Origin of the sequence: Natronobacterium gregoryi SP2 (genome assembly GCF_000230715.2) — an archaeon.
Lineage (GTDB): Archaea > Halobacteriota > Halobacteria > Halobacteriales > Natrialbaceae > Natronobacterium > Natronobacterium gregoryi.
Genome location: NC_019792.1, coordinates 3571415 through 3588721, shown reverse-complemented (window position 1 = coordinate 3588721; position 17307 = coordinate 3571415). Strand labels below are relative to the sequence as shown.

Below are 17307 nucleotides of genomic sequence, written 5' to 3'. Positions count from 1 at the left end.
CTTCTGTCACTCATTATGGTCGCGCTCGCGGCCTTTCTTTCCGGCAGAAACGTAGAACTCATCGATCTCGACGGGGCCAACGAGATCGAGCTGAGGCGCGTCGAGCGTTCTGGCGAAACGCTCGACGCGCCGGTGAAGCGATCGGTAGGAGACGTCAATTTCAGCGTCTAACTGGCGGATACTCGTGTTGAATCGGAGCAACGAGTAGAACGCGAACAACAGCTTGTCAAGGCCGATCTTCGCGTGCGCGAAGATCGTGCCGGTCTTGTCGTTGAACGTGCGTCCACAATTTTTACAGCGATACCGCTGATACTCTCGATAGCTGCCGTACTTGATCACCGATTCAGACTGGCAGCGCGGGCACTGGAGGCCCTCGCGCCAGCGAACCTGCTCCAGCAGGTTCGCGGCGCTCGCCTCTGAGCGAAACACTTCAACTGGGAACATAGTCGGGTGATGCTGACGCATCACCCTTGCCCGCTACGCTTTCACAGCGCCAGCTCTGTTCGACCAACAATCTGCTTCCGAAGAGCGCTAGTTGAGAGTTGGCCCAAACCGATCACGATTCTCGATCAGGAGTAGAGTGCACTAGCCAGAGTAGACTTGGGACGGTACTAGTACTCCGCCAACCGTCGACTGCTGAGTGAACCCAGACGACCGCATTCGGTTTCACTCACCCGTTCAGGCTTGCCAAAGCACTAGTACCGTCCCAACCGTCGACTGCCGGGTCGAATCGAGCCACACCGCCAGATTCGACCCCGCAGTCCAGGCTTGGCCCGCCACTAGTCCCGCCCAGTCGTCAGCCGTGGGCCGGCCGGCGGGCCGTGTTCTCGATTACGCTCGTTACTCGTCGCTCTCGTCGGTGTCGTCTTCGGTCCCGAGCAGGTCGTTCTCCTCGAGATGACTCTCGATACGGTCGCGATCGAACTGTTCGTATCGTTCGGTCTCGACGTCGATCGTCGCGATTCCGACTTCGTTGGGGAGCAGCGAGCCTTCGTTGGCCGACGCGAGCGCGTCGAGGGCAAGCGAGATGCCGCCGTCGAGGTCTGCCTCTTCGTCGTAGTTCTCCTCGAGGTAATCTTGGAGGTCGCCCCGATCCGCGCCGACTGCCAGAGCCTTCCACTCGTAGGGGGTTCCCGAGGGATCGGTCTCGAACAGGCGCGGTTCGCCGTTGTCGATGCCGCCGACGATCAGGGCGACGCCGAACGGTCGCGCACCGCCGACCTGCGTGTACTGCTGGATGTGGTCGGTGACTTCCTTGGTCAGCGTTTCGACGCCGATCGGCTGGCCGTAGCGCAGTTGGTTGACCTGGGCCTGGCGGCGCGCGAAGTCGATCAACTGGCGCGCGTCGGCGACGTGACCGGCACTGGCGATGCCGACGTGGTCGTCGGCCTTGTGAAGCTTTTCGACGCTCGAGTCCTCTAGCAGCGGAGAGGGGACTCGTTTGTCGACTGCCAGGACGACGCCGTCCTGCGTTCGAACGCCGATACTTGCCGTACCTCGCTTGACCGCCTCGCGGGCGTACTCGACCTGGTAGAGTCGGCCGTCCGGCGAGAAGATCGTGATGCCTCGGTCGTACGCCTGCTGTTGGGCTTGTCCCTGCATAGTATCACGCTAAATCGCAATCGAGGTCTGTCGCGCCCGCGAACGACTCGTCTGCGAGTCGAACGTCCGCAGATCCATCGCGGTTACGAACGACGGCGACTCGCTGCTCGTTCCCGAACACGACGTTTCTCTCCTCGGATTCTTGCCGGCCGCGTCCTAAATAGTTTTCTTCAGCGGCACGGATCGTACCACTGATACCGACCACCCGAATTCCGACCGGAGCGCCGTTTATTTCGTCGATACACGCAAGCGACGCGCGAGCCGGGTCGGTCTCGCCGCGGCGGACCTTGATCAGTGCCTCTCCACGTCCGTCCTCGAACTCGAACCGGACGACGGTCAGATCCGCCCTGGCACTGCCTGGATCGCCCAGCAGGTTCTGCCCTGCATACCAGAGTTCCCGCTGGAACGATCGCCGCTCGACGACGGCGTCCGGCCAAGACTCGAGGGCAACGGCGAGATACCGCCAGCGCGGCCGGAGATGTTTCGGGAGGTGTTTCATTCGCCGTCGACTTCGACCCGTCCGCGTTCGGCGACGAGCACGCCGACCTGGTCGTGGACGCGCTCGACCGCCGTCAGCGAGAAGCCAGCGTCGGTAAAGGCGTCCGCGAGGGTGCCGACGGTCGCAGGGTCGTCAACCTCCGGCGAATAGAACGGCTCGTCGGGGTCTGGCTCGCCGAAGAACATCACGTCGCCGAGCACGAACCGCTGCGGCCCGAGGTCGGCAATGACGCCGATCGCTTCGCGCTTTTCCTCGTCCGAGAGGTGATGCATCGCGAAGTTCGAGGTGACGATATCGACCTCGCCGTCGTACTCCGGCTCGCGGAACCGGCCGTAGTCGAACTCGAGGTCGTCGAGTCCTCGTTCCTCGGCTTTCTCTTCGGCCTCTTCCATCATTCCGTCGCTGATGTCTCGGCCGACGACGCGGTCGGCATCGGGGGCCAGCGCGAGCGCGATTGCACCGGTGCCGGTTCCGAGATCGAGCACGGTGTCCGAATCGTCGGGTTCGGCACGTTCGATTACGAGGTTCGCACAGGCGCGATACTCCTCGGACTGGTCTTCGTCGTACTCGCCGGCTACCTCGTCGAACCGGGCGGCGTGGTCCTCAAGACTTCTCTTCATACCTGCCACGTTCGACCCCGGGTTCAATGAACTCCTCGGACTGGATGCGGCGATTGCGCTCGGCGAGGCGACCCCACTCCGCGAGTCCGTCCTCGACGAACTGTTCGGAAAGTCCAATCTCGGCCCCGACAGCCGCGAGTTCTCGCGGGGAACGACACTCGAGGTGGGAGGTCGGCGTCGCGCTCACGACGTAGGGTGTGTCGTAGTAGTCGACGATCTCGTACAATTTCTGGAGCGACTGGACCGTCCTGACCCGGCGTCCCCCGTGAGTACGGAGGACACCCGAGAGGTCGAACTCGAGGCGGACACCGTTCTTGTCGGCTGCTTTCGCGACGACGTGGTTGACGTCACCCTCGCCAGTCATCGGGTGGGCGAGCACGTCGACTTTCTCGTTCTCGACGGCGAAGCGATTCAGTGCCGGCGTCCCGCCCGAGACGGTAACGATCGTCTCGTCTGTCCGGTGGTTTCCGACGGCACCGCTTGCCTGTTGGGGATCGTCGGCCCGAATCTCGATTCCCTCGACGACGTCGACCCCGTAAGCTTCGCGGATCTCCGCGGCGTCGTAGTCGGCTCGAGCGTCCGAGCGATTACGCACGACCACGCCCTCGAAACCGTAGTCGGTCGCCGTCTTCGCGAGTCTGGCGACCGTACTCGCTCCGTCGGGGTGGGCGTGGACGGCTTCGTACATACTCGAGAACTCTCGGGGCGGTGACTTGGGAGTTGCGTCATCCGACTGCGCGTCGTTACTCTCGATCCGTCGCGTCCGACATCGTTGCGCCGGTCCGACGATACGCCAGGAGTCCTGCGATTCCCCCGCCGACTCCAGCTCCGACGGCGAACGGGCCCGTCCACGCCGGGAGCGACGGGGTAGGGAGTTCCCAGCCCGACCCCCCGTCGTCTCCCCCGAGTTTGGCGAGCCAAGCGTGTGCATCGTCGTCTCTCGTCTCTCCGCCGACGAGCACTCCGCCGTCGGGGGTTGGACGGACTGCGTGTCCAGTGGTGTGGCGTCGCTCACTGACCGTCGTCGCCCAGACCACGTCACCGCCGGACTCGAGCAGCGCCACCCAGGCCGCCGTTCCGTCGTCCGTTGCTCGAGAACCCACGAGAAGGTAGCCGTCCTCGAGCGCGAACGCGTCCTCGAGTTCGTCGACGCCGTCGGCGGCCGTGTCGCGCCATCGAACCGCGCCGTCAGTGCCGTCGACAGCGAGAACCCCGGCCTCGTCCGACGCGCGAGTTCCGGCGACCAGAACGGTGTCCCTGGGTCCGCGAGCGACGGTTGTGAGTCTACTCCCGTCTTCCGCGTCCCAGAGGGCCGTCTCCCAGACTGTCTCTCCCCGTCCGTCGATCCTCGCCAGCCACGCTGTCTCCGCGTCTCGGCCGCCCTCGCCGTGAGCGCCGACGAGGACGACCTCGTCGTCGACGGCGGTGATTCCCCAGGCGGTTCCCCGGACGTCACCGGGGTGTTCCCAGCGCCACTCGAGGTCACCACGGCCGTCGATGCAGATTGCGGACGGGGTCCGTCGTCTTTCGCTTATGCGTCCGGCAGCGACGTACCGGTCCCCGGCAGCCGTCAGGTCGAACAGCCGACCGCTCCCGCCGAGGTCGCCCTCGCCGCTGCCGTACGATCCGCCGTACGATCGCTCGGTTTGATACGTCAGCCCCCATGTGAGAGAGCCGTCGTCGTCGAGACGACCACAGTACGGATCGAAGTTTCGAGCGCCGGACTCGGGTCGAACCGCGGCGTTGGTCGTCCCACAGACGAGTGTGTCCCGCTGTTCGGTTCGACCGTCGCCGTCGGCCGGCGCTACCGGCTCGAGGGCTTGGAACTCGGTACTCCCATCGAAAACGCGTTCCCACTGTTGACGGCCGGAGTCGTCGACGCTGGCGATCCAGCCCCGGCCCGTTCCGTCTGAGAAGACGTGGCCGACCATCAGCAAACCGTCCTCGGTTGGTTGGAGATCGGAGATGGCGCCACGACTGCCCAGACTCGAAGCAGCTGCGATCTCTCCACCGGGATCGTACGTTCGCGACCACGTTACCGATGGTGACTGAGCCGGGAGAGCCGATCGACTCGACTCCGGGGGCGAACCGACAGTAAGCACGGCAGCCGTGCTACCGATCGAACGGAGGGCTGTGCGCCGGGAGACTGGTCCGGGCATACCACCGCTTCCGATGCCGGTTGCAAGTACGTTGTGGTGTCAGCCGATCGTCACGGCGTCAATTCCAGCCAGCGAGGGCAGCCGTCTTCCGTCTGCGGCCACGACCCTCAGTTCAGGTCGGCTGTAGCGCCGTCCGTGGGTAAATCCGTAGAGTAAGAGGTCGTCAGTTCAGAATCGACTGTGCAACCGTCGCGAGCTGGCCGTTGTCAGCCTCGTGGAGTCGGTCGTCGCCGATCTTCAGGCGCAGGCGTGGACGACCGACGTCGATCGGGACTTTCTCGGTGTCGATCAGTCCCATGTCCTCGAGTTTGGTCTTCGTTCGACTGAACGTCGCCTTCGAGGCGATGCCGACGTCTTCGCCCCACTTGCTGATGTCGTACAGCAGGGCCTCGTTGCGGGCGGCCACGAGCAGCGAGATGGTCACTTCGTCGAGGCCCTCGCCGTCGCCGCGAGCGGTCTCGAGCGAGTTCAGGATCGAGGAGAAGTCTTCTTCGGCCGCCGTGCCGATCTCCTCGGAGAGCGTCTCGCGGACGTCGGTGATCGGGGGCGTCCGGAGGTTGAACTCGGTTGCCTCCCCCCAGCGTGCCGCGTAGGTGTCGTACGTGTCCTCGACGAAACTCTCGTCTTCGGTGATGAGTCCGCCGACGCGGTCGCCTGCGTGGACGATCGCGATGGTGCGCTCGTCGGTAACCAGAAGCGAGTTCTCGGGAGCTTCCTCGAGCGTCCGGAGTGAGAGGGCGTCCTCACTGATGAGGTCGGCAGCGTTCGAGGCGACGATGAAGTCGTCCATGACGTCTTTGAGCGTCCGTTCGTCCGCGAGCATGTGGACGGTCGGAAGGGAGTCGTCGAACGCCGTAGCGACCGAGACGAACTCTTCGATGGCGTCCCAGGAGGGATTTACCATGTAGATATCCCCGGTTGCATCCTCGAGTACAGTCCCGAGGATATCGTCAATCTGGTGGTTGAGTAAATTCGAGGTCATGCGTGTGAAGAAGTAAACGCGAGAAATTCACTTAATTATGCCGGCCGTTACGGTACTATAAGTCCACTGGCCGCCTGTCAGTACGAGCACTTTTCTGCCCCGATCGTCGGAGGGATAGCTCTGAGACGGCATGTTGGGACAGCAGAACGTGTTGCTGCAGTAATAGATCGTCGGAATCAAGTCGGTAGCAGTGACCGTGGGATGTGGTCGCCACTGAAGGGCGGCCAATTCTGACCCCGAAAGCGAAGTCAAAATTAGACCGGTACTAAAAGCCAACTGTGCAGCAATAAATATATAACGGCCATTTGCAATTATAGGAACGCATGGGTGATCGAGAAGACCGATCGTGGTGGATCGGTAATCGACAAGTCGATGGACAGTCAGGACGGCCAACCGAACGATCAGTTCGTGCGAAAGGAATCAGTACGTACGGCGGGCCCTGATACGGTTTGCTGTAACTACGTACTGGCGATCGGCAATAATTGACTACGACGGAGTGTGACGCGATGCCAACGGCGGCGATACGTGACGGAGTGCTGTACGGTGTTCCGGCCGGCCACGGACGGGTTCGTGGTCGTGTCGGTACTGACTCGCAGTAGTCCGTTTCAGCGTGTCCGTTCGAACCGAGGCCACAACTCCTCGGACCAGTAGAGGTCCCCGTCGTAGATAACTGACGCCTCCGTTTCTTTCAGTAAAGTCACCAGTTCCGAGCTCGAGAGAGTCATATTCGTTTCGTTCCCACAGAGATAAGCGTACTCGTTGTCCTCGGTGTGAGGGTAGTAGTACGCTCCAGTCGCGCGTGTCATATAACAGTCGACGGTCACGTGATACCGGTCGGCCGAGTCGCCGGAGCCCGTCGATACTGGACCGGAGAGGTCGGCAGACCCTCCGTCGAGCGGGTCGACCGTCACCGTCGTCGGAAACCGATGGTCGGCCTGTGTCAGCGAGTGGGTGCCATCCCCGACGACCGCGTAGTCTTTTCCCATCATGATCCGACGACGAGCCAACCCCATCGCGCGCTCGATGCTGAACCCGTGGACCAACAGTTTCGCGAACGTCGACCCGACAGTGACGGCGTGATCGTTGAGAACCTGCGAGAAAGTCACCGCGCCTGCGACGCTTCCCTTCTCTATCAACCGTTTTCCTTCGTAAAAGGAGCCACAGGCGTTGAGAAAGAACGTCTGGGTGTTGCAGCGATCGAGACTCGAGACCGAGAGGTAGCCGTCTGGACAGCGGAAGCCGTCGGTCTCACAGTGACCGATGTAGTGGACGAAGTCGTGATCGTTCTCGAAGATCCTGGCGAGGTCGGCCATCTCGAGTGACTCTTCGACGGCGACATCGATGGGGAGTTCTTCGGAGCGTTGCCGGTAGATCGGTGCGACCTCGTCGTACTCGCTTCCCATCTCGGGGTCGTTGAGGACGACACGGATCGAGGTGGCGTCGCTCGAGCGGCCGAGGTAGTCGAGACGATTGTAGTAGGCGTCTGGTGCGGACTTGAAGACGTCGATCGGGACGCCGTCGGCGAGCCAGCCGTGGACGCGACCGTGCCGGAGTTCGGGTTTGACGACATCGACCGAGGCGACCTCGCCGGCGTTTGCCCGGTCGGCGTCGGCGGCGACGTAGTCGTCGGTCGTGTTCGTTCCCCGATAGAAGTCCTCGAGCGAGCGTTCGATCAGTTCTTGCCCGTCGAGCGTGGAGGTTCGCGGTCGGTAGATCAAGCTCATCCGATCGAGCAGGAACGGAAGCGCCTCGAGACGGTCGAACTCGGGTGCGACGTACGTCGAGAGATGCCACTCCGGAACCCGGTGTTCGATCGCGGTAAACGGCACGTCGAGGTAGGTTGCGAGCCGGGTCTGTGGTGACGCCTCGTAGAGGGTGGTGGCGTCACAGCCGAGTTCCTCGAGGAGGGTCTCTTCGGCGAGTTTCGTCCCGTACGGTCCCGCGTTGCGGACGAGGCAGTCGAGGAAGAACGTCTTCCGGAGCAGTCGTTCGATGTCACGCTCGAGAGTCGGCAGCGGTGAGAGTGGCCGTTCGACCCCCTCGTCGGGGAGACGGAGAACGGGCGCTCTCGGGTCGTCGCCGTCGTATGCGTCGGGGATCTGGTCGGTCGTTCGAACGGTCGCCTGCAGGTAGTACGAAAGCGGTGCGGTGACGTACAGCGACTCGTAGCAGGGCGGAACGACGAGTTCGATTCCCGTCTCGGGAGCGTCCATCGAGAGCGCATCGGGAATATCGAGTTCGTCGCCGGCCTCGAGCAGGGAGGGGTGGCCCCGTAGCGTCGGGTAGGTCCGGTCGGGGCCGGCGGTCTTGTGGGAGGCGGCGAGATGAGAGATCCCGTCGGCGACTTTCGCGGGGTCGTCCGGGACCGTGATCGTTCCTGCCGGGAGTTCGTGTCGACTCCGGAAGCCGAGGACGACCGCCGTCCGCTCGGGAAACGAGACGACGACCGACTCGAAGTCCGGCGTCTTCTCGATCGTGGCCCGACCAGAAAACCGGAGATAGGTCTTGATCTCCGTGTCGACGTCGACGACGTACTCGCCAGGCTCAAGCGTGAGCGGCTCGCCTGTGGGGTCGAGTTCGTATCGGTCGTTCGACTCCGTCGAGAACGCGTAGACGACCGAGTGTGGGAACTCGAGGTGGGTGGTCTCCGCGAGGACGGTTTCGTCGACCGCCCGCGAGAGGTCGGGGCCGTCGCCGCTGACGGTGAGATCGCCACCACGGACGGATAGCTCCGCGTTGTCCACGTCGGTGACCCGGAGCATCCGTTCTTCCAGCGCCCACTCTATCATTCGAAGTTCGAATGTTACGGGGAGAAGTTAGTTGTATTGGATCGCCCACCATCGACATCCATGTGTATTGGAAATATTGTATGGTGTCAGTTCGCGTTCCGGGTGCGGGTGTCGGAGATTGCCCGGGAAAGGTACACTTATACGACCCCCAGTCGCGTTATCGGACATGGATCACGACCACGTTCGGGACGTCGATCCCGCCGTTGCTGACGCACTCGAGAGCGAGATAGATCGCCAGCGGTCGACGCTGCAGATGATCGCGAGCGAGAACCACGCCAGTCGTGCGGTCGTCGACGCTCAGGGAAGCGTCATGACGAACAAGTACGCCGAGGGGTATCCCGGCTCGCGCTACTACGGCGGCTGCGAGTACGCCGACGAGGTCGAGGAACTCGCGATCGAACGCGCGACGGAGCTGTTCGGGGCCGACCACGTCAACGTCCAGCCTCATTCGGGTACGCAGGCGAACCAGGCCGTCTACTTCGCGATGCTAGAGCCCGGCGACAAGATTCTCTCGCTGGACCTGACTCACGGCGGCCACCTCAGTCACGGCCACCCGGCGAACTTCGTCGGCCAGCTCTACGAGGTCGAACAGTACGAGGTCGACCCCGAAACTGGCTACCTCGACTACGAGGGTCTGGCCGAACACGCCGAGGAGTTCGATCCGGATATCATCGTTTCGGGCTACTCCGCGTACCCGCGCGAGGTCGAGTGGGACCGCATTCAGGAAGCCGCCGACAGCGTCGACGCCTACCACCTCGCTGACATCGCCCACATCACGGGCCTCGTCGCCGCGGGTGTCCACGAGACACCGGTCGGCACCGCCGACTTCGTCACCGGCTCGACCCACAAGACGATCCGTGCCGGTCGTGGCGGCATCGTCATGTGTGACGAGGAGTACGCAGACGACATCGACTCCGCAGTCTTCCCCGGCGGCCAGGGCGGCCCACTTATGCACAACGTCGCCGGCAAGGCCGTCGGCTTCAAGGAAGCTCTCGAGCCCGATTTCGAGGCGTACGCACGCCAAACGGTTGCGAACGCGAAGGCACTCGGCGAGCAACTCGCCGACAACGGTTTCTCGCTGGTCTCGGACGGGACCGACAACCACCTCGTGCTGGTCGACCTGCGCGAGAGCCATCCCGACACCTCCGGTGGCGACGCCGAGGACGCACTCGAGGAGGCTGGCATCGTCCTGAACGGGAACACAGTGCCCGGTGAAACTCGGTCGGCGTTCGATCCGTCGGGTATCCGTGCCGGCACGGCCGCGTTGACGACGCGTGGCTTCGACGAGGCGGACTGTCGCACGGTCGCCGACCTCATCACTCGCGTCGTCGACGCACCCGACGACGAGTCGGTCGTCGCCGAGGTCCGTGAGGACGTCGAGCAACTGTGTGACGAGAACCCCCTCTACGAGTAACGACCTACCGTCGTCTTCTCCGGTGTAGCCGCCGAAATACCTACACAGTGGTTTCGCTCTCAGGTACTGGCCCGGGTTCGCCGGCGTGGGATTCGAGCAAGCCGAGGTGGCGGTTCGTCTCGTCCGTATCGGTTGGAGGGCCACTCGAGGGCGAGACGGAACGGACGACGGTCTCGCGGGAGAGGACGACGTTGTCACTGCCACACGAGAGATCGCTGAGCAGAATGTTTTGGAACCGGTCACAAGCCGTTTTTATTCACGAACATGATTATATAGCGTCGCTCGATGCCAGGATATAGGCACGAACCCGAGAATTAATTAGCCTCGCGGTTGCCGTCTCGAGTATGACCGAGATCATCGACGGCGACGCCGTTGCAAGCGAGATCCGCGAGGGGTTGACGGACGCGATCGAGACGCTCGCCGCCGACGGCACGCGGCCGGGGCTGGCGACGGTGTTGATGGGCGACGATCCCGCCAGCGAGACGTACGTGAACATGAAACAGCGCGACTGCGAGGAGGTCGGTATCGAGAGCTACCACGTCGACGTGGACGGCGACGCCCCGCCGGCGGAACTGTACGACGAGATCGCTGCGCTAAACGACGATCCCGACGTCCACGGCTACATCGTCCAGGCACCCGTCCCGGACCACGTCGACTACCGTGAGGTCATCCGTCGGGTCGACCCCGCAAAAGACGTCGATGGGTTCCATCCCGAGAACGTCGGCCGCCTCGTCGCCGGCGACTCCAGGTTCCGACCCTGTACGCCCCACGGCGTCCAGAAACTGCTCGAGGCCTACGACGTCGAGACCGAAGGCGCAGACGTAACGATCGTCGGCCGCTCGGAGATCGTCGGCAAACCGCTGGCGAACCTGTTGATCCAGAAGGCCGACGACGGCAACGCGACGGTGACGGTCTGTCACTCACGAACCGAAGACCTCGCCGCGAAGACCCAGCGAGCCGACGTCGTCGTCGCCGCTGCGGGGGCACCCGAACTCGTCGACGGCTCGATGATCGGTGAGGGCGCGGTCGTCGTCGATGTCGGGGTGAACCGCGTGGATGCGGACACGGAGAAAGGGTACGAACTCGTCGGCGACGTCGAGTTCGAGACCGCGAAAGAAAAGGCAAGCGCGATTACTCCTGTCCCCGGCGGCGTCGGCCCGATGACCCGCGCGATGCTGCTCTACAACACCGTCAAAGCAGCGAGCCTGCAGCAAGGGGTCGACGTCGAGTTGCCGTAGTCGCCCGCCTACTCGTTGAAATCGAATCGCGGCCCGCCGTACGTCGGCGGTTCCGGCTCGAGTTCGATACCCTGCTCGTAGCGCACGAAGTTGAGGTAGAACGGCCGGCCACAGCCGTCGACGGAACCGCCCTCGAGGTCGGTGACGGGGCCGTCCTCGCCACAGACGAACTCGATGCCGTCGGCGGCCTCCCGCTGTTCGGCGGAGTCGTTCGCCGTCGCGTACTCCCAACCTGGTTGCGTGAGCTTCGTCACCGACCGATCCGCGAGGTTGGGCGGCCGCTCGAGGCTCGTGACGGCTTCACAGTGGGGGCAGGTGTACCGGACGGTGATCGTGTCGTCGGTCATCGGCGGTCCTAGGGTGGCAAGCGACGTAAACCTGCGGACGCGTGGCGTTCGAATACACTGTCAGACAGAACGATTGTGAGAATTCGCCGCTCCCGTCTGGCGAATTCTCTTCATTGACTTCTGTCCGACAGTATTACCCGCCTCCTCGACGACTTCACACTATGACCGAGTTCGATCCCGAGAAGTTCGGGGAGAAGTACGTCTACTACTTCGAGGAACTCGAGGCGGCCTACTCGAGTGCCTACCAGCAACTCCACGGCCAGTACGATTCGCAGGTGCTGAAGGCGATCGACCGGCAGGTGCTGAGCGAGAGCGAACCCGTCTACGAAGGCGACGGCGAGTTCGCCGTCGAACTGCCCGAGGACGTCGAGGATCGGGTCGGTGCCGTTTCCGACCACGACCAGTTCGAGACCGTCCTCGAGCGACTGACCGAGGAGATCGAACGCGAACTCCGGCGAACGTTCGGATTCGAGTAGCCTGACAACTCCCGCAACACCTTTCTCCTTGACGAGAATCCACTCGAGTATGATCGACGAGACGGTCGAGGAGATCCAGGAGATGCAGACCCACAGCTCCTCGGTGGTCGCCGTCAAGGCGACTCAGGCGCTCGCGGAACTGACCGAACGGGAGTTCGCTACCGTCGAGGAGTACGTTCGTGCCCTCGAGCGCAACGGTTCGGTGCTCCGGCAGGCCAATCCCTCCCACGCATCGTTACAGAACGCCGTTCGGACCGTCGTCGAGGACGTGAGCGACGCGGATCTCGACGACGTCGAGGCGGTGAAAGAGCTGACCAGAGAGCAGATCGACGAGGTCGTCTCGCGGGTCGAATCCGGCAAGCGACTGGCGGCCGAAAACGCGGCCGAACTGCTCGCCGACGGCGCGACGATTTTGACCCACGACTACTCCTCGACGGTCATCGAGGCGCTCGAAATCGCGGTCGAGGACGGCAAGACGTTCGACGTCTACGTCACCGAGGCCCGACCGCGGTACATCGGCCGCAAGACTGTCCGGGTGCTCGCGGACCTCGAGGGCGTCGAGCCGACGCTGATCACCGACGGTGCACACGGCCACTACCTGGAGGAGTGCGATCGCGTCGTCGTCGGGATGGACTGTATCGTCGACGGGACGCTGTACAACCGCGTCGGCACGTTCCCGATCGCAGCGACGGCAAACCGGCTGGACGTTCCCGTCACCGTTCTCGGCTCCGCGGCCAAACTCGTCAGCGAGGGGTTCGTCTTCGAGAACGAGTTCCGGTCGGGCAGCGAGGTGATGCCCGAGCCCGCCGAAGGGTTCGACGTCGAGAATCCGGCCTACGACGCGACGCCAGTCACGCTTCTCGAGAGCGTCGTGACCGACGACGGTCGCCAAGAGCTCTGATTCGAGTGACTCGCTCGTCGGGTGGGATGGCCGGCACGGTTTCCCGACGGAACTGACGGACCGTTGCCATACTCCTGTTTTTTGTTCGACGTGTCGAGTGTGCTGGCACCACGACAGTCCCTGTCGTCGGACGGTCATGCCGCCGTAGAATAGCTTTCCGCCGCTGGCTGTGGTACGGAGCGTCATGAGGCTCGTACAGGTATTCGTTCCGTCGGGCGAACTCGAGACCGTCCTCGAGACCGCCGAGGCGCTGGGAGTCGATTACGCGGTATCGGCAGAAACGAGCGACGGAGAGTTCGAGGCGCTGGTTTCGATTCCAGTCGCGCCCGACGCCGTCGAACCGTTACTCGACGAGTTCCGGGCTGTCGGCTTGTCGAGTCCCTCCTATACGGTCGTTACGGCAGCCGAAACGATAGTCTCGGACCGGATGGACGAACTCGAGGTCGGGAGTGACGACGGCACCCAGGCCGGGAAGGGGACCCGCATCTCGCGGGACGAACTCGAGGCCCGGGCGAGAGACCTCGCACCCGCGGCGTCGACGTACTTCGTCTTGCTCGTCGTGAGTACGATCATCGCGACGGCCGGACTGGTCCTCGACTCTGCGGCGACGATCATCGGCGCGATGGTCGTTGCGCCGATGATGGGGCCGGCACTGGCCGCGAGCGTCGGCGTCGTGGTCGACGACGACGAACTCGCGGCTCGTGGAGTAGTGCTCCAGGTGGCCGGACTCGCGGCGACCGTCGCGACGGCTGCCGCGATCGGCTGGCTCCTCCGGGGGACCGTGTTGCTCCCACCAGGGTTCGACATCACCGGGGTCTCCCAGGTCCGAGAGCGGATCACGCCGAACGTGCTCGCGTTGTTTCTCGCGCTCGGCTCTGGCGTCGCGGGCGTCGTGAGCCTCGTCAGGAACGTCGGCTCGGTCCTCGTCGGCGTCGCCATCGCAGTCGCTCTCGTTCCGCCTGCCGCGACCGCCGGTCTCGGAATCGCCTGGGAGCATCCGACGGTCGTCGTTACTGCCGGCACGCTCGTCCTCGTCAACTTGCTCTCTATCAATCTCGCCGCGCTGATTCTGTTGTGGGTCGCCGGGTATCGACCGCGGGAAACGGAACGAATCGACCGAGCCTACGGCCGACTCCGGACTCGAGTCGTCGTCTTGCTGGCCGCTATCGTCGTTCTCTCGCTCGTCCTCGGCGTCGTCACGTACGGCACCTACCAGACTGCCGCGGTCGAGCACGACATCCAGACCGAACTGCAGGCGATGAGCGACGAGCCCGCGTTCGACGAGCTACAGTTCCGCGAAATCGACGTCGACTACGAGTTGCTCGATGTCTACTCCGGCGATCGGCCGTCGGTGACGGTGCTCGTCGAACGACCGCCTGGAGCGGAAGAGCCGCCCGACTTCGCCGACCGCGTCCGGGAACGACTGGCAGCGGCGACCGGGACCGAACTCGAGGTCGCCGTCGAACTCGTCGACACGCAGCGAAGTAGCTGAAGACGAACTGGCCGGTTCGCGGAGGAGTCACAGCGCCGGTTACGCTCGGTCGGGGCGGCTATCTCGAGGTCGGTTGCCGAACGTCCGCCCCGTTCCAGCGACCGCTTCGCTCCGTGGCATCGCCCACTCGACGGCGTTTCGTAACACCTGTCGAACGGCTTCGTGCTCGTAGATCGGATACGTCTCGTGGCCCGGCCGGAAGTAGAAGATGCGGCCGTTCCCTCGCCGGTAGCAACAGCCGCTTCGAAACACCTCGCCGCCCTCGAACCAGCTCGTAAAGACCAGCCGGTCTGGTTCGGGAACGTCGAACGGTTCCCCGTACATCTCGGTTTTGGGAAGTTCGACGTACTCGTCGAGGCCGTCCGCGATCGGATGACCGGGATCGACGACCCAGAGCCGTTCCGTGGCACCGTCTTCGCGCCACTGGAGGTTACAGGTCGTCCCCATGAGGCGTTTGAACGGCTTCGAGAAGTGCCCCGAGTGAAGCACGAGCAGGCCCATCCCCTCGAGTACCCGCTGTTGGACTCGGTCGACGACAGCGTCGCTGACCTCGTCGTGAGCTTCGTGGCCCCACCACAGCAGGACGTCGGTCTCCTCGAGAACCGCCGCTGGGAGACCGTGTTCCGGTTCGTCGAGCGTCGCGGTGTGAACGTCGTACTCGCGGTCGCCCTCGCCGAGCGCGTCGGCGATGGTTTCGTGGATGCCGTCGGGATAGACGGCAGCGGCGTCGTCGTCGTCGTCCCGTTCGTGGCGAAACTCGTTCCAGATCGTAACCTGTGTCATCGTCGTGTGGCCGTCGCTCCGGACGTTCTTAGATCGAGGTGGTCGGTCGTCGAACCACGACCGTGTAATATTGGATTTCTGCCAACCATTTACAGCCATATTTAATATAATATCAACCCAAATGAGTGAAAATTTGAGCAGCAGAACCGATCGTCACAACCCTTATTTCGATCGCTGCCTGCATGCCTATATGAACCGGCATCGCACGACAACAGCATCGAAACGTCGTCTTTCTCGCTGGCAACTGATTGAGGATAGAAAGAAATCGGGTGTTTCGCCGTGATCGGCACGGGTGTCGGGATAGGAGTCGTCGGCCTCGGAGGAATGGGCAACCTCCACGCCAAGCATCTGGCGGAACTCGGCGCGGACATCGTCGCCGGAGCGGATCTCGTTCCGGAGCACCGCCGTCAGTTCGCCGAACGATTCGGTGCCGAGCCCTACGAGACACACGAGGAACTCGTCGTCGACGACGCGGTCGACGCGATCGTCGTCGCGACCCCGAACCGGTTCCACGAACCGATCACAGTCGCTGCTCTCGAGGCCGGCCGACACGTGCTCGTCGAGAAGCCACTCGCACACACGCTCGAGAGTGCCGAACGGATCGTCGAGGCCGCGAGACGGAGCGACGCCGTCTGTATGGTCGGGTTCCACAACCGCCACGTAGCGTCGACGGCCATGTTCGACGAACACCGGATGCGTGGCCAGTTCGGCGACCTGACTCACGTGGAGGCCAATTACGTCCGTCGTCGCGGCGTTCCCGGCCCTGGCTCGTGGTTTACCGATCCCGACCTTGCGGGCGGTGGTGCCCTGATCGATATCGGCGTCCACGCGCTCGATCTCGCGCTTTACGTCCTTGACTTTCCGGAGATCGTCGAAGTATCGGGAATCACCAGAACCACGTTCGGTAACCAGGAAGACTACGCGGACCCCGAAGGGTTCGGGGAGAACTGGAACGCCGAGATCGAGGCCTACGAGGTCGACGACTCTGTGAGTGCGTTCGTCCGCTGTGCCGACAGACAGACCATCTCACTCGAGGCTGCGTGGGCGACGAACCGCGAAGAGAGTATGGACTTTCGAGTTCGTGGAACGGAGGCCGGTGCCCAGTTCGAGATCGGCGATACGGATATGACGATGCTCGACGCCGGAACCGCTGGGACCGACCACTACGCGGACATCAATCTCAGCGGTGATCCGTCCGTAACGGGCTATACGGAGCAAGACCAGCAGTTCCTCGAGGCAGTCGATCGCGGCGAATCGCCGGCGTCGAACACGCTAGAGGAGGCACTGACCGTCCAGCGCGTCATCGACGGGATCTACCGTTCGAGTGAGACGGAGTCGTCCGTGAGTTTCGCGGACGTCGATCAGACACTCGAACCGCGAACGCAGTTCAATTAGCTGGAAAAGAGGGGGCCTAAGCCCCGTCCGCAACGAGCGAACGGAGCAACGCGGAGTGAGCGAGTAGGGCGGGGAGACAGCGCCCGTACGACGACGAGAGTACTGTCTCTCCATCTCTTGCCCGATCACGTACACCTGTTTCTCTCTGCGCATCCGAAGTGGTTCGAAAGGCGAAGTCGTTCGAACCACGGCCTGTCAACCCACGTAACGAGGTAGTATCCGGAAGAGCAGACTGTGGGACTACCCGTACCCGAACGGGCTGGTAGTCCGCCGATTGGACTGCAAACCTGAAACTCCACTCGCTGAGCGGAATCGAAGATTCCGCGATGCTCGGAGATTTTGGATTTCCATCCGCTCGGGATTCCTCCGCATTCACGCGGAGGATGTCGATTGTAGACGTTCACCGAAGTCGTCTCGATCTGGAGCGAATCCAGGGGCGGCGTTTGGCCCGGTGTCGAGAGCAACTCCGCTGTCTACGCCGATGCAATTGTAGCTACTAGCCGGCAGTTATAGCCCTACCAAATGAGCGTTATAGTGACATATCCGCTGTCGTCGGCCCGACAGAAGGATCGCTATCGTTATTACTGGCTGTTTCAATTCGAGTAGTAGA

At 63.1% G+C, this 17307-nt stretch carries 15 protein-coding genes and 2 pseudogenes; 7 read left to right on the top strand and 10 right to left on the bottom strand.

What is annotated here, in order from left to right:
• Positions 1-18: 18 nt before the first annotated feature.
• From NATGR_RS17640 to NATGR_RS17600, 8 genes and pseudogenes are all read right to left on the bottom strand, one after another.
• Positions 19-444: pseudogene (locus NATGR_RS17640) on the bottom strand (IS1595-like element ISNagr10 family transposase); the annotation flags it as partial.
• 396 nt (positions 445-840) lie between these two features.
• A complete protein-coding gene (psmA, locus tag NATGR_RS17635; RefSeq protein WP_005575785.1) occupies positions 841-1602 on the bottom strand; it encodes an archaeal proteasome endopeptidase complex subunit alpha in 762 nt (253 codons plus the stop codon).
• Positions 1603-1606: 4 nt separating this feature from the next.
• Entirely contained in the window at positions 1607-2101 is a 495-nt protein-coding gene (locus NATGR_RS17630; RefSeq protein ID WP_005575788.1) for an Rpp14/Pop5 family protein, read from the bottom strand.
• Positions 2098-2721 (bottom strand): class I SAM-dependent methyltransferase, encoded by a 624-nt coding sequence (locus tag NATGR_RS17625; protein ID WP_005575791.1) that lies wholly within the window; start codon positions 2719-2721, stop codon positions 2098-2100. Before NATGR_RS17625 ends, NATGR_RS17630 begins: the two co-directional genes overlap by 4 nt.
• Positions 2705-3409, bottom strand: coding sequence for an RNase P subunit p30 family protein (locus tag NATGR_RS17620; RefSeq protein WP_005575793.1), 705 nt, complete (start codon positions 3407-3409; stop codon positions 2705-2707). The genes NATGR_RS17625 and NATGR_RS17620 overlap by 17 nt, the downstream gene beginning before the upstream one ends.
• A 55-nt stretch (positions 3410-3464) precedes the next feature.
• Positions 3465-4652: a hypothetical protein gene (locus NATGR_RS20115; RefSeq protein WP_175488601.1), complete on the bottom strand. Its 1188-nt coding sequence runs from the start codon at positions 4650-4652 to the stop codon at positions 3465-3467.
• Between the two features lie 391 nt (positions 4653-5043).
• Positions 5044-5862, bottom strand: a complete 819-nt coding sequence (tbsP, locus tag NATGR_RS17605) for a transcriptional regulator TbsP (protein WP_005575797.1) — start codon at positions 5860-5862, stop codon at positions 5044-5046.
• A 605-nt stretch (positions 5863-6467) separates the two neighbouring features.
• Positions 6468-8651, bottom strand: a complete 2184-nt coding sequence (locus NATGR_RS17600) for a glycoside hydrolase family protein (protein WP_005575798.1) — start codon at positions 8649-8651, stop codon at positions 6468-6470.
• A gap of 166 nt (positions 8652-8817) precedes the next feature.
• On the opposite strand from NATGR_RS17600, the gene glyA reads away from it, so the two are divergent.
• Positions 8818-10065, top strand: a complete 1248-nt coding sequence (gene glyA / locus NATGR_RS17595) for a serine hydroxymethyltransferase (protein ID WP_005575800.1) — start codon at positions 8818-8820, stop codon at positions 10063-10065.
• A gap of 344 nt (positions 10066-10409) precedes the next feature.
• Entirely contained in the window at positions 10410-11303 is an 894-nt protein-coding gene (locus tag NATGR_RS17590; protein ID WP_005575801.1) for a bifunctional 5,10-methylene-tetrahydrofolate dehydrogenase/5,10-methylene-tetrahydrofolate cyclohydrolase, read from the top strand.
• Between the two features lie 8 nt (positions 11304-11311).
• Here NATGR_RS17590 and NATGR_RS17585 read toward each other — a convergent pair whose 3' ends face one another.
• Entirely contained in the window at positions 11312-11650 is a 339-nt protein-coding gene (locus NATGR_RS17585) for a hypothetical protein (protein WP_005575803.1), read from the bottom strand.
• A gap of 161 nt (positions 11651-11811) precedes the next feature.
• On the opposite strand from NATGR_RS17585, the gene NATGR_RS17580 reads away from it, so the two are divergent.
• From NATGR_RS17580 to NATGR_RS17570, 3 genes are all read left to right on the top strand, one after another.
• Positions 11812-12126 carry a DUF5783 family protein gene (locus NATGR_RS17580; protein ID WP_005575804.1) on the top strand — a complete coding sequence of 105 codons (315 nt, stop codon included), beginning with the start codon at positions 11812-11814 and terminating at the stop codon, positions 12124-12126.
• Between the two features lie 49 nt (positions 12127-12175).
• Complete coding sequence (locus NATGR_RS17575) at positions 12176-13027, top strand: translation initiation factor eIF-2B (RefSeq protein ID WP_005575805.1); 852 nt, start codon at positions 12176-12178, stop codon at positions 13025-13027.
• A gap of 184 nt (positions 13028-13211) precedes the next feature.
• A complete protein-coding gene (locus tag NATGR_RS17570) occupies positions 13212-14519 on the top strand; it encodes a TIGR00341 family protein (protein ID WP_005575807.1) in 1308 nt (435 codons plus the stop codon).
• A 39-nt stretch (positions 14520-14558) separates the two neighbouring features.
• Here NATGR_RS17570 and NATGR_RS17565 read toward each other — a convergent pair whose 3' ends face one another.
• A complete protein-coding gene (locus NATGR_RS17565; RefSeq protein ID WP_005575809.1) occupies positions 14559-15302 on the bottom strand; it encodes a ThuA domain-containing protein in 744 nt (247 codons plus the stop codon).
• Positions 15303-15581: 279 nt separating this feature from the next.
• On the opposite strand from NATGR_RS17565, the gene NATGR_RS17560 reads away from it, so the two are divergent.
• A complete protein-coding gene (locus NATGR_RS17560; protein ID WP_015233890.1) occupies positions 15582-16697 on the top strand; it encodes a Gfo/Idh/MocA family protein in 1116 nt (371 codons plus the stop codon).
• 99 nt (positions 16698-16796) lie between these two features.
• A pseudogene (locus tag NATGR_RS19755) lies at positions 16797-16884 on the top strand (IS200/IS605 family transposase); the annotation flags it as partial.
• Between the last annotated feature and the right edge of the window lie 423 nt (positions 16885-17307).